General features: G+C 45.4%; 9 protein-coding genes and 1 pseudogene. 3 read left to right on the forward strand and 7 right to left on the reverse strand.

Features of this window, described 5'->3' with window-relative positions:
* Positions 1 to 117: 117 nt before the first annotated feature.
* From H8K55_RS07905 to H8K55_RS22160, 3 genes and pseudogenes are all read left to right on the forward strand, one after another.
* Positions 118 to 1344 carry a DUF6161 domain-containing protein gene (locus H8K55_RS07905; protein ID WP_186941540.1) on the forward strand — a complete coding sequence of 409 codons (1227 nt, stop codon included), beginning with the start codon at positions 118 to 120 and terminating at the stop codon, positions 1342 to 1344.
* 210 nt (positions 1345 to 1554) lie between these two features.
* Positions 1555 to 2217: pseudogene (locus H8K55_RS07910) on the forward strand (ATP-binding protein); the annotation flags it as partial.
* A 259-nt stretch (positions 2218 to 2476) separates the two neighbouring features.
* Positions 2477 to 4147, forward strand: a complete 1671-nt coding sequence (locus H8K55_RS22160) for a methyl-accepting chemotaxis protein (protein WP_186941541.1) — start codon at positions 2477 to 2479, stop codon at positions 4145 to 4147.
* Between the two features lie 196 nt (positions 4148 to 4343).
* Here H8K55_RS22160 and H8K55_RS07920 read toward each other — a convergent pair whose 3' ends face one another.
* The 7 genes from H8K55_RS07920 to rsmB form a co-directional block, all read right to left on the reverse strand.
* Entirely contained in the window at positions 4344 to 5537 is a 1194-nt protein-coding gene (locus H8K55_RS07920; RefSeq protein WP_186941542.1) for a M20 aminoacylase family protein, read from the reverse strand.
* Positions 5538 to 5908: 371 nt separating this feature from the next.
* Positions 5909 to 6166, reverse strand: a complete 258-nt coding sequence (locus H8K55_RS07925) for a BTH_I0359 family protein (RefSeq protein ID WP_186941543.1) — start codon at positions 6164 to 6166, stop codon at positions 5909 to 5911.
* A 497-nt stretch (positions 6167 to 6663) separates the two neighbouring features.
* Positions 6664 to 7053: a GTPase gene (locus H8K55_RS07930; RefSeq protein ID WP_186941544.1), complete on the reverse strand. Its 390-nt coding sequence runs from the start codon at positions 7051 to 7053 to the stop codon at positions 6664 to 6666.
* Entirely contained in the window at positions 7034 to 7756 is a 723-nt protein-coding gene (locus tag H8K55_RS07935) for a response regulator (protein ID WP_186941545.1), read from the reverse strand. The genes H8K55_RS07930 and H8K55_RS07935 overlap by 20 nt, the downstream gene beginning before the upstream one ends.
* A gap of 275 nt (positions 7757 to 8031) precedes the next feature.
* Complete coding sequence (locus tag H8K55_RS07940) at positions 8032 to 10347, reverse strand: sensor histidine kinase (RefSeq protein ID WP_222612399.1); 2316 nt, start codon at positions 10345 to 10347, stop codon at positions 8032 to 8034.
* A 41-nt stretch (positions 10348 to 10388) separates the two neighbouring features.
* Positions 10389 to 10913, reverse strand: a complete 525-nt coding sequence (locus H8K55_RS07945; protein WP_230408527.1) for a DUF4390 domain-containing protein — start codon at positions 10911 to 10913, stop codon at positions 10389 to 10391.
* Positions 10914 to 11346: 433 nt separating this feature from the next.
* Complete coding sequence (rsmB, locus tag H8K55_RS07950) at positions 11347 to 12801, reverse strand: 16S rRNA (cytosine(967)-C(5))-methyltransferase RsmB (RefSeq protein ID WP_186941547.1); 1455 nt, start codon at positions 12799 to 12801, stop codon at positions 11347 to 11349.
* Positions 12802 to 12885: the final 84 nt, after the last annotated feature.

The raw sequence follows: 12885 nt of genomic DNA on the forward strand, positions 1-12885 counted from the left end.
AAGAACACTTTAAAGATAATTACTGTTTATGTGGCTATTTTAGTAAAATCTAGTTCGATTAGACATCATTAATTTCTTACACGAAAAATATTTGTAATCACTATTGATTGGAGTTGTATGGCTGAGACATCCGCTACAAAAGTTCCGTTATTCAGCATCGATCTTGGTTTTAAAGGTGGAATATTTTCTCCTTCGGATATAACTGAAATTATTAATTGGATAGCGGAGGAGCTATCTTTTTGGTCTTGGATAAATCCTTTAAATTCAAACTATCAAGACCAAGCTATTCGACAAGCCATAGGGCGGCTAAATGAATCAGCGGACTACATACGCAGAGCATCTGCAAACTTAACTTCTAATCCTAACGAATCTACAAGATTAATTTTGGAAGCTGAGAGATCTCTTAAAGAAGCTTTTATTACTCACGGGCTACCACACAGCTCCTCGACGTTAGGGAAGAGAATCGCAGATTATCGAAAGGAAAATGATCAAGTTAGTGCACTTTATTTCGCTTCTGTTTTTATTCCTCCGAGCATTGGCAATCATTTTCAGCCTCAGGATCTGAACGCTTGGCGTGGCTTGGTGGAGGGCTTGGTTGACAAATACTCGATGGGCTCGAATGGACAAAAAGCGGAGCAAATCGCGGCTATTCAATCGTTTGAGCAGCTGAAATCCAGAGTCGATGTCTTGCTCAACGAGAAAACGGGGCAATTGAACACACTACAACAAGAATATGATGCGATTACTGGTGATATTAATTGGCAGAGAACCGAACAACTCACAAAATTCGACGAAACCCAAACTCAGCGAAATTCTGATTTTGAAAAACTACTACTGGAGCACAAGTCCGAAATGGAAAACCTCCGAAAAATTTTCAAGGAGGAGATTGCGCTACGCGCACCAGCTGAATATTGGACTAAAAAGCACTCTAGCCATCTTTGGCAATCTGTCGGATTGGGCATAGTTTCATTTTTGTCGATGCTTGGATTTGTATTCTTTGCTAAAAATTATGTGCATGACTTATTGGGTGAGGTCAAATCAGGAACCCTTCCAGAATCTTGGAAGGTCGCGACACTGGTACTCATCGGACTTTTCTCTGTTTGGGCGGTAAGAATTTTGGTACGTATGTTTTTGAGTCAACTCCATTTGGCTACCGATGCATCGGAACGTGTTGTAATGGTTCAAACATATCTATCGTTACTAGAAGGTGATCAGCTCATTTCAAAAGAGGATCGACACCTTATTCTACAAGCGCTTTTCAGGCCTGCATCTGATGGAATAGTAAAAGATGAGGGGCTTCCGCCATCGGTATTTGAATTCATGACACGAACATCAAAAGCTTAAGAAAATTGAGTGGCATAAAAGAAAAAACAAATAGAATTCACGACTCAATGAAACTCGCGTCCTTCGAAAAATTTATTGTTTCACTTGATAATAGTCTCATTTAATTCTGTTGTTTTAGTCAAAATTTCTCGTTAGGATCTGTTTTATTCTCACTTAATTCTGTTTTTTTAGCTAAAAATCGCATCTTATTCTCATTTAATTTTAATTTTTACAGGAGGCGGGACACCGCGTCCCGGTGAAATTTCACTGGCGCACCATGGCGTTTTGTTTCTCGATGAATTGCCCGAATTCGACAGGAAGGTATTGGAAGTATTGCGAGAACCCTTAGAATCTGGCCACATTCACATTTCACGTGCTGCCAAGCAAGCTTGCTTTCCCGCTCGATTTCAACTGATTGCCGCGATGAATCCTTGTCCCTGCGGGTATTTTGGGCACAACAACGGCAAATGTCGTTGCACGCCCGATGCGGTTCTACGCTACCAAGCGAAGATTTCTGGGCCCTTGCTTGATCGAATCGACATGCAAATATCGGTTCAAGCCTTACCTCAGGAAGATCTGTTTGCACCGAGTCAAGGCGAAAGTAGCGTCGCAATACAAGCAAGGGTTGATGCAGCTTACCAGCGGCAAATGCAAAGGCAGGGTAAGGCGAATAATTTGCTCACGACCAAAGAGATAGACCTACATTGCTTAACCGATAGCGGCACCGAACAACTATTGCGCAACGCTATGCTCAAATTGAATTGGTCCGCCCGAGCCTATCACAGAGTATTAAAAGTGGCACGCAGCATTGCCGATCTGGCGAATAGCGCGCAGATTCAACAAGCGCATGTGGCAGAAGCGATACAGTATCGTCGTGCATTGCGTGAACCTTAATTTACCGCAATAAGAGTTTCGCATTTTCTAAAACTTTGGCTTACACTGTTACCTAGCAGTAAGTACTTTTAGGCAGACATTACTGCATCAAAATTAGCCTTGCTTACATCGTCATTTACTTTTTCTCTATCTAAGTTCTTTTATTAGATTTCTGAGCTTTCACGAATCTTTTACGAATAACAAGTCAGCATCCGTTTGCTTAATGTCGGAACGCATTGAACTCCGACCTGTTTTTCTCAACAAAAGGCGAGGTTTTTAGATGAGTATCAAACGTAGAATTTGGGCTCTCCCCATCATTGCAACCGTGATTTTCGGCGTAGGAATCGCCGCGAGCGTGTACTTTTCAACGACCGCGATGAATTCAATTAAAACTACCGAAAAAATTGATTACCCGGTTTTAGATCGTGCCAAAAATATTCAAGCAGACGTACAGGGTATTGTCGACGCCTTGAAGCAAGCTGTTGGTGAAGATGACAAAAAGGGTATCGATGCCGCAGGTGAGCGCGCCAAAAAAGTGAAAGAGAAGTTTAAAAATCTCAGTAGCTTGCCAGGGCAACAAGCGCTCGGTGATCGACTGGCAAAAGAATTTGATGCCTATTACACGCCCGCAATTAGCGTCGCCAAAATCATGCTGGGTGTGGATCAAGGCGATCCTCAGGCAGCCATTGGACAAATGCAAACCTCACTCAAAGTTTTAGAGGATGACTTAAAGAAGACCGTCGATACTTCGCAGGCGCAATTTACCGCGGGGATTGATCGTAGTGCCGACAACGTAAGTCGGGTCTTATGGACTGTTATCGTCGCAGGTTTGATTGTGACTCTGGTGTTGGGAATAGTCTCGTATTTCATTATCCGCACGGTATGGGCACAGTTAGGCGGCGAGCCCGAATACGCACAAGAAATTGCCTCAGCGGTCGCGTCTGGCAATTTGACTATGCAAATAGAAGTTGAATCGGGTGACACGAGTAGTCTATTGGCCGCTTTAAATGAAATGCAAACCCGTTTGCAAAACATGGTGTCCGAGATTAAGACTTCCGCAGAAACGATCAAAGTCGCCAGTGCGGAAATCGCTTCTGGAAATACCGACCTCTCATCGAGGACTGAATCACAAGCAAGCAGCTTAGAAGAAACTTCTAGCTCCATGGAGACGATGACCGAAACCGTACGCCAAAACGCGGACAATGCGCGCCAGGCAAATAAGATGGTGCAAACCGCTTCAGAAGTTGCTGTCAAAGGTGGGGAAGTCGTGAGTCAGGTCGTCACTACCATGGATGAAATCAATCAATCATCGAAGAAAATTGTCGACATCATCAGCGTGATTGACGGCATCGCGTTTCAAACCAATATCTTGGCATTGAACGCGGCGGTTGAAGCGGCTCGTGCGGGTGAGCAAGGACGAGGTTTTGCGGTTGTAGCTTCCGAAGTCCGCAGCTTGGCACAGCGTAGTGCAGCCGCTGCAAAAGAGATCAAAACCTTGATTGGCGATTCGGTCGACAAAGTGAGAACAGGTTCAACGCTGGTGGATCAGGCAGGTCATACCATGGAAGAAATCGTCGCTTCTGTCAGACGTGTCAGCGACATCATGTCAGAAATCACCGCCGCCAGCCAGGAACAAAGTACCGGTATTCAAGAAATTGGTTCTGCTATCAACCAAATGGATGAGATGACCCAACAAAATGCCGCCTTAGTGGAAGAGGCCGCAGCTGCAGCCGAGTCACTGGAAGAACAGGCGGACTTGCTAACGAAGGCCTTGGACGTCTTTAAATTGAATGCCGTGCATGGCACACCAAGAGCAGCCAGTCGTCCGCAACAAAGTCGCTCCAATTCAAAACCAGTAGCCAGAATTAGTGCTGCACCAGCGCCTAAGCCTGCCACCAAACCAGTGACAATGCAAAGTGAAAAACCAACGGATGATTGGGAGGAATTCTAAGTTTCAGTTGCACGAATCCGCTGTTGAGGTAGGCACATCATCGAGCGGTTCTGTATTTTTGTTCTTGCAAGCCAGATCATTGAGAATCTCAAGATCTGGCTTTTTTGATTGTTCGTTTTTCGTTGTTTTGCGTATTTTTAAGTCGCCAATTTAAGCAGTCCTGATCATTCAGAGGACTCGGGCGACTCAATCCTACTCAACTACAGGGCAAATACGCCTGAACTAAGCGCACCCAATAGCTGGCTCCAATCGGCAATAAATCATCGTTGAAGTCGTAACTTGGATTATGTAAATTGCAGGGCCCCAAACCATGCCCAGCACTGCGATGATGGCCATCGCCGTTACCTAGAAATACATAGCAACCTGGTTTCGCTTGCAGCATAAAGGCAAAGTCTTCCGCGCCCATCGTGGCTTCAACCTCTGCATTGACCTGTTCTTTACCAACCAGATCGCGCATCACCTCAATCGCAAAACGCGTTTCATTTTCATGATTGATCAAGGGTGGATAGTTGCGCTTGAATTTAAAATCGACGTCAGCATCAAATGCGTTCGCGGTGGAGCGCGCTATTTTTTCCATTCTGGATTCGATGAGATCCAGCACTTCGGTACTAAAAGTGCGCACAGTACCAATTAATTTTGCGTCATCAGGAATTACGTTGGTGGCACTGCCAGAATGAATCTGCGTTAAGGACAAAACTGCTGGCTCTAAGGGATTCACATTACGGCTAACAATGGTTTGCCAGCTTTGTGCGATTTGTACCGCAATCATGACCGGATCTATGCCTTTTTGTGGTTGCGCAGCATGCGCACCTTTACCACGTACGGTCACTTCAAACTCATTAGAAGAAGCCATCATACCGCCGGTTTTCACACCAAAAGTCCCGACCGCCAAACCCGGCCAATTGTGCATACCAAATACCGCATCCATAGGGCATTGCTGAAACAGACCTTCTTCTATCATACGGCGGGCACCGCCACCACCTTCTTCCGCTGGTTGAAATATCAGATACACAGTGCCATCAAAATCTTTGGCCTGCGATAAGTAGCGCGCCGCACCCAATAACATCGCAGTATGCCCATCATGTCCACAAGCATGCATTTTTCCGGCATTTTGGGAAGTGTGCGCAAATTGATTGATTTCTTGCATGGGCAAGGCATCCATATCTGCCCGTAAACCCAGTGCTCTTGTACTACTACCGCGCTTGATCACGCCGACGACACCGGTTCCAGCTAAACCCTGAATCATGGGAACTCCCCATTCTTCTAATTTTTTAGCGACGACATCCGCGGTTCTGAATTCTTCAAAACACAATTCTGGGTGAGCATGGATATCACGACGAATTGCTTGTATCTCTTGGTGAAATTCTAAAATAGGATCTAATAGTTTCATTCTTGTCTCCAAACGGCACTCACTACGTGTCAGAGCTAGAGTGTAAATCATTTCCATAGGCAAAGTCCTGACTATAGAATCACGGCCTCAAATGCGTCATAACACTGGATTATTGAATGACAATGGCGATTTTCACACCGAACCAAGATATATATTTGCTTTATATCTGGTATACGAAAATGCAAGGAGACTTATTTGCTGCACTGCGATAAAGTTACACCTGTCTCCTCCAACACCTACTAAGGTTTGGACTTAACCCGCAGCTTAGGCTAGCGGGTTTTTTTTGCCCAAACACTTTGTTGCCTAGTAATACCGACGAAAAAAAACAGCGCGATCAGCGCTGTTTGCGTAGAAGACAATTCTCTTGTATATCAATGCAATAGAACTGACTGTCCCATATAGGAATCGAATTTAGCTAAAAATTCGTCTATTTCTTCTATGCTAGGCTCGTTGGAAATCAATTCTTGCACATCTTGTCGGAAGGTTTCCGCTTGTATGCCACCAATGAAGCATTCACGACGCACAGATTTATCGGTGATTTCATATCCGCCAAAACGCAGCGTTTCATGATCTGTCTGGGCACCAAATTCGACCACACTGTATTGGTCGCTATTATAAATAATATTCATTTTGTTCTTCCTCAATCTCGTGGCAATTCATGTTCAAGAACAAACCAGGTGCTTTTGATCAATCTTCGGGACTTTGAGAGTCGCTATCCCGTATGAATAGTTACGGCAGAGAAAGGGTTGAACTTTAGGGCCTGTTTACATTTAAATCTGGAGTGCGAATGTGGAAAAACGGGCACAGGGCTAGGCTATCGCTGTAGAAAAGCATCCTTGCAAGGATGCTTCGTTGCGTCAGCGAGCAGCATGCTGCTCGAAACCCTGACTTCACCGTCAAGGCGCGCCGCAGTGCGAGCACTGTAAGCGACTTGCAACAACGCCATGTGCCCGCGAGTTTACCCAATTCGCCCATTCCCGAAGGGTTCAAGCCAAAACGCGAGATGGACTGCGCGAGGTCTATTTCTGCTCTTGCCGAGGCACCAGCCTCGGCGACGAACTACGCCTTGCCATCCCACCTTTTGGCTTGAACGCATCTCCAGATTTAAATGTAAACAGGTCCTAGCTCAAATGATTATTTCATTTTCAAATGTCAGTAATTGCGCATACTGAGGCTGAGAAAGCGTATCTTTTAGGGACGATAAATGCTGTGCATCATTGATAGCGATGTATAAATGTGCAAGTTGTAAACGCAATAGACGATGAAAAGTCACACGCATGGCGATTTGTCCTATGCAACAAAAACAACCTGGTGCTATTCGTTCTACGCTTAAGAGAGGGGAATTTTCTAGTATCAGTTGACCACTAGGCAAGCCTTCTAGTAGTACACCTGATTTGTTGAGCGATGGTTCTGATGCTCTGTTTGCTAAGGCAGTAGCTATCCAAGCTTCACGCTCTGCATAACTACCGCCCGCAATTAAGCTTACTCCGGTGAGTTTATTCGCCGCGCTTACCATACTTAACAGACTCAACCCCAAGCTGTTTGAGCTTGCGATACAAATGGGTACGTTCTAAGCCTGTCTTTTCAGCGACACGTGTCATGCTGCCGCCTTCGCGATGCAGATGATATTCAAAATAAATTCTTTCAAATGCATCTCGCGCTTCACGCAATGGTAAGTCGAAAGATAAATTATTGAAGGAATGCTGATTATTTTGCAGCATGTGATTTCCCATGGAGAAATCACGGCTTTCGTAAGTACCTGGTGTCGCCGCAAATGGTGCGCTGCTAACCACGCTCGAAGACGTATCTGAGACGTTAATCCTCGCTACGGGAACCACCGGACGAGGTGCTTCCACATTACGGGTCAAACCTTGCTGTACCGCCTTTAAAAGCTTTTGTAAGGCAATTGGTTTTTCGAGAAAATTCAAAGCCCCGATACGGGTAGCTTCGACTGCGGTATCGATAGTGGCATGACCTGACATCATAATGACGGGCATCGTCAATAAGCCATCACGCTGCCATTCTTTCAATAAGGTCACGCCATCGGTATCTGGCATCCAGATATCGAGTAAGACTAAGTCAGGGCGCGATTGCGCTCTGGCTTCACGTGCTTGTTGTGCATTTTCAGCTAATTGAACGACGTGTCCCTCATCGCCCAAAATTTCCGAGAGTAACTCTCGAATTCCCATCTCGTCGTCGACGACTAATATGTTTGCCATAAATCTACCCTAAACCCCTACTCCGATATATACGTGATGTCATTCTTCTCTAAGGAAGCTCTTGATCTTGATGAGATAAAAACCCGAATCATATAGGACTTATGCAAAACAGACGCTTGCTTCGTTGTGTTCCCTTGCAGGGCGCGACAGCACAAATATGTGCTATCTGCTCCGTGGGCAAGCAGCATGCTGCTTAAATTCCCCACTGCGCCCTCGCCGTACGTTGTACTGTCTTCGGCTCACCGCCTCGCCAGCGCAATTTTGCATAAGCCCTATCATGCGGTATTTACATCCGGTGCTAACTTTAACAGCAAAATCGAAACTTTGGCACCGTTTGAATCAGTTCGGTTCTGAATATCGATCTTACCACCGTGTTCATCAACTATTTTCTTCACCATCGCCAAGCCTAAACCGGTGCCACGTGGTTTGGAAGTGGCGTATGGTTCAAATGCGCGTGCCAATATTTTATTGGAAAATCCCGGGCCATTATCGATTACCGACAAACGTACCGCCAATCGCTCGGTTTTATCAGCACCGACATAATGCACAATCTCGGCAATCACATCAATCCGTGGCGCCTGACCCGCTTTTACGTGCTCGCTCACCGCGTCCTGAGCATTCTGTAATAAATTATGTATGACCTGACGTAATTGCGTCGCGTCACCCATGATCAAAGGCAATTCAGACTCAATCTGCAAATGAATAATATCGCGGCCATCTCCCGATAAATAGAGATGTAAAACATCATCAATCAAGGCGGCCAGATTGATTTTGGATAAAACGGCTTGTGGGATTTTTGCATAATCGCGGAAATCATCAACCATGCGCTTCATCGACGTTACTTGATTGACTATGGTAGTCGTGCTCTTGTTCAAAAATTGCGCGTCAACCTCATTTAATTTATCCACCAGTTTCATTTGCAAACGCTCTGCCGAGAGTTGAATTGGGGTTAAAGGATTTTTGATTTCATGCGCCAAACGGCGGGCTACTTCACCCCAGGCAATCGAACGCTGCGCGGAAATAATATTCGTAATATCATCAAAAACAATCACGTAACCAACCTGTGAATCCACTGGTAAATGTGAACCACGTGCGAGCAAAGTCACGCCTTTATCTTCTTCGGTATTAAAGCCAACTTGATTCGCTTCACCTATGCCTTCAAATACCGAACTCGGCAATTCGATTTGTTGTTGCCAATGCTCTTGCTCAGGTCCGCCAGCAGATTGTGCGTGTTGTTCAGAAAAGGCTTTATCAATAGCGGCGGCAAACACTTGTAGTCCTGGAATTTCTGACATTGGCCGGCCGATTTCTTTCTCTAAATCGCGTCGCAAAATTCGTCCTACCGAATGATTACAACTGACCAGACACGCGTTCTGATCCAAGACCATCACACCTGCCGACATATTTCCCAACACCGACTCCAGATAAGCTTTGGCATTTTCTAATTCATTGCGGTTTTGTTCGACCGCCGAACGGGCTTCAAATAATTGATGCGTCATCGTATTAAATGACTGCGTCAGGCTGCCCAATTCATCCGAGGTCGTGGTAATAGGGCGCGGAGATAAATTACCTTCAGCCACCGCCTTGGTACCTTCTGCCAGCAACAATAAAGGGCGGGCCAATTCGCCGGAAATAAAGAATGCTGCGGTGATCGCGCCAAAAATGGCAAACAATAAAAGTAAGGTCAGCGTCACTAAGTACATATTCTTCAAACCATTGCGACTCGATGAACGCTCGCGATGTTCGGCAATCGCGTTGGTAAATACTTTGGCCTGGGTATCCAATAAATCCGGCACCGGTTGTATCACTTGCAGGTAATGCGTTTCTTTTTGAAAGCGCGAATCGACTCCGGTCGATTGCAGGGGAATAATCACGCGCAAAAATTCTTGGTTACCGTTTTCAGAATTCGTATTTTGATGCGCTTCGGTAAATAAATTACGCGTTGCGTCTTCACCAGTATGGTCAACATGACTGCTATATTGCGAATATTTACCTTCGGCACGTGCGGTTTGTATCATGCCCGCCGTAGGTAATTCTGGTACCAATACGCCGGGAAATTCATTCGTAGTAGCCACTACCCGGCCACGGTTACTAACGATAGTCGCTTCTTTAACCTGCATTTGCTCACGCAAGCGCGACAGTCTGATCGGCAAGGAAGATGACATCGCATTATCAGCCACATCGGCTAGTTGATTCGCCATACTGCGCGCTTTACCTTCTAAGTCCTTCAAAGTGTAATCTAAGGCTGTGTGCCCGAGATTCACACCGGAATTAAGTAATGGATCAAGCTTAACGATAAACCAGGAGTCAATCGAACGCGTCACAAACTGGACTGACACCAGATAAATTAATGCGCCCGGCACAATCCCAGTTAAGGCAAACAAAATTACCAAGCGCGTCATAATTCGCGAGCCAAATTCGCGCTGGCGATAACGGCGTATCAGCTGCCAGAGCAGAGCGGTAACCATTGCCAACAAGCCGAAAGCAACCACTGCATTGGCCATCAACAGTAAAGGAAGATTTTCATTAATGGCGCGAAAACGACTGGAGTTTTCAGTCGCCGTCATCAAGATAAATAAGAGGACGCTCATCAGAACGCCACCAATGACTAAACCTTGCCGCAAAAATCTGGTCACTTGTCGTCAGCCTTGAACGTAAATCGTTTCCACTCGGAGGCCAGACGCCAATCACTATTGCTGAACGAGGTTATTAACATAGGTTTTGATAACTGATTACTGTCTAACTTTAAACGTACACCGACGTTATAAATTGCGCCGGGATTTAGCGCATTTTTTTCCGCGACCAGCCAACGACGTGGGCGCCAAACCAAGGCCATGGCCTCGTCTAAACTATTAAAATTTTGCTTAAGACCACCATTTACCGCAGCCGTATATTGACGACGCCAGAGATCATATTGAATTTTGACGGTTTGCGATGAACGTATGGTTTTCTCATCAAACCAGTACCAGCGTGGACGATTGATTTCAACTTCAGCAGTAAATGAAACCGGTATGCCTTCATTGATAGCACTTTTTAAGTCGGGCCCCAGTTCAAATGAAAACGACACGAAAACCCGGTAACCTTCATCCGTGCTTTCCAATCTTGCATTCATCACTTCCACCCCGTTCGCTTGTGCAGGGGCGGATGAAAACAGCATGGGCGCGAAACACATCAGCGCCCATGCAAATAAAAACGATCGCGAAAACTGGATCAAACGGGTGAACATTGAAAATACTAAAAAGCCCTCAATCAAACCAAATAAGCCAAATCTAAACTATGTCAATTTCTATTGCTTTCGTTAATGAAACAATAGCAAAAGTGAATCGAAAAAATTTTTATAGGATTTACGCAAAATTGCGCTGGCTAGAGCCTGCCCTCGAATGCTTAAATCGGGGGCGTGGAGCCGAAGACAGTACGATAGTACGGCGAGGGCATAGTGGGGAATTCTAGCAGCACGCTGCTTGCCCACGTAGCAGATAGCACATACCTGTGCTATCGCGCCCTGCAAGGGAACACTGGGCTTCTAAAATCGCGTCAGCGTCTGTTTTGCGTAAGTCCTATGTTATTGACATCATAACGTGAAACAAAGTTCACACTGCTGGTTTTTGAAATAAGGCGTAAAACAAACCATCATGTTCGTTGTTGATTTCCGACGTTGGTAGTAATTGACCGGGCGCATCAAGTAAGATTGCACCATGTTTGCTTGCAAAGTCTTGTGCTTGCTTTTCTGACTCTATAGGCCAGATTGAGCAGGTTGCTAAAAGTAATTTTCCACCTGGTTTCAACATCCGCCACAAATTATCCAAAATCTTATTGGATGTGACCGCTAATTGAGCAGCATCAGTCTTACGACGTAACCAACGAATATCGGGATGACGACGCACTACGCCAGACGCCGTACATGGGACGTCGGCCAGAATACGATCAAATTGTTGACCATCCCACCAATTTGACCAGCTTGCATCACCTTCTTTAATCGTCGCAAATAACTGTAAGCGCGCCAAATTCTCATGAATTTTGTCTAAACGCTTAGCATCAACATCCAACGCCAATAAATTGACTTTGGCCAATTCTAAGATGTGACTGGTTTTACCACCGGGCGCGGCGCACGCATCCAGCACTTTATGTCCGTCTTGCACATCCAATAGAACCGCAGCGAGTTGTGCTGCAGCGTCTTGAACTGACACGACGCCACTAGAAAATCCGGGAATATTCTGGACTGGCACAGGCTTATGCAAACGTACGGCAAACGGCCCTATCTGGGTCGATTCAATTTGTTCTTGCTGCAATAACTGTAGATAATCTTCAACTGTACTTAAACGCTGATTCACTCGTAAAGTCATCGGTGGTGGGGTATCAGCCGCTGCCAAAATCTTTTGCCAATCTTGTGGATAAGCCGTTTTGCATTGATCCACCCACCATTGCGGATAATTCCAACGCGCTGCAGCCTGCTTTAACACGACAGGTAATAGTTCTGCTTTTTCACGCAAGAATCGACGTAAAACAGCATTCACCATACCTTTGGCAAACACCATGTTAGTAGACGATGCAGCAGCATTCACCGCCTGATCAACCACCACAAAATCATCATACGGCGCTTCATCTGCATTTTCTGTGGCTAACAAAGTGAGTGCGCAACACATTAAGCCATACAGCAATGGTGGCTCTGGTGGTTTGCTGGTCATCAGAGCGATTAAGGCATCAACTCGCCCGACTTGACGCATAGTTCTATACGCAATGTCTTGCATCGCTCCTCTGGCCTGAGGACTGGCATCCATTTGAGTAAGTACTCTGGATAGCGCCTGAGGTAACGCAACACCTTCCAATACATAAGCAACTGCTTGTGCAGCGCCAACCAAGCTAAATGCTAATGAATCTGCTTTGATTGCTAAGGTTTCTGGCTCGGGGGCTTTAGATTTTACGGATTCTTTAGAATGCACTGAGGTGCTATTACCAGTGCGTACTCGGGTTTGATTTTTATTGACGTTAGGCTTACTTTTCTTAAGCTCGGGTAGTGTCAAAATTTTTCTACTGGATTCAACCATCACAATTTCCGATATTAAATTTATTTATAGTTGTCACTATTTAATTCTTATCAATTTCGTTTTTCTTATTTTGTTCTTCTTATC

The sequence above is a fragment of the Affinundibacterium flavidum genome (assembly GCF_014284175.1).
GTDB classification, from domain to species: Bacteria; Pseudomonadota; Gammaproteobacteria; order Burkholderiales; family Burkholderiaceae_D; genus Undibacterium; species Undibacterium flavidum.

Bases quoted from the DNA above. Each gene is read 5' to 3' on its own strand.
- H8K55_RS07940 (WP_222612399.1), bottom strand. From the start codon at position 10,347: ATGAGCGTCCTCTTATTTATCTTGATGACGGCGACTGAAAACTCCAGT.
- H8K55_RS07935 (WP_186941545.1), bottom strand. From the start codon at position 7,756: ATGGCAAACATATTAGTCGTCGACGACGAGATGGGAATTCGAGAGTTA.
- rsmB (WP_186941547.1), bottom strand. From the start codon at position 12,801: ATGGTTGAATCCAGTAGAAAAATTTTGACACTACCCGAGCTTAAGAAA.
- H8K55_RS22160 (WP_186941541.1), top strand. From the start codon at position 2,477: ATGAGTATCAAACGTAGAATTTGGGCTCTCCCCATCATTGCAACCGTG.
- H8K55_RS07920 (WP_186941542.1), bottom strand. From the start codon at position 5,537: ATGAAACTATTAGATCCTATTTTAGAATTTCACCAAGAGATACAAGCA.
- H8K55_RS07945 (WP_230408527.1), bottom strand. From the start codon at position 10,913: ATGCTGTTTTCATCCGCCCCTGCACAAGCGAACGGGGTGGAAGTGATG.
- H8K55_RS07925 (WP_186941543.1), bottom strand. From the start codon at position 6,166: ATGAATATTATTTATAATAGCGACCAATACAGTGTGGTCGAATTTGGT.
- H8K55_RS07930 (WP_186941544.1), bottom strand. From the start codon at position 7,053: ATGGTAAGCGCGGCGAATAAACTCACCGGAGTAAGCTTAATTGCGGGC.
- H8K55_RS07905 (WP_186941540.1), top strand. From the start codon at position 118: ATGGCTGAGACATCCGCTACAAAAGTTCCGTTATTCAGCATCGATCTT.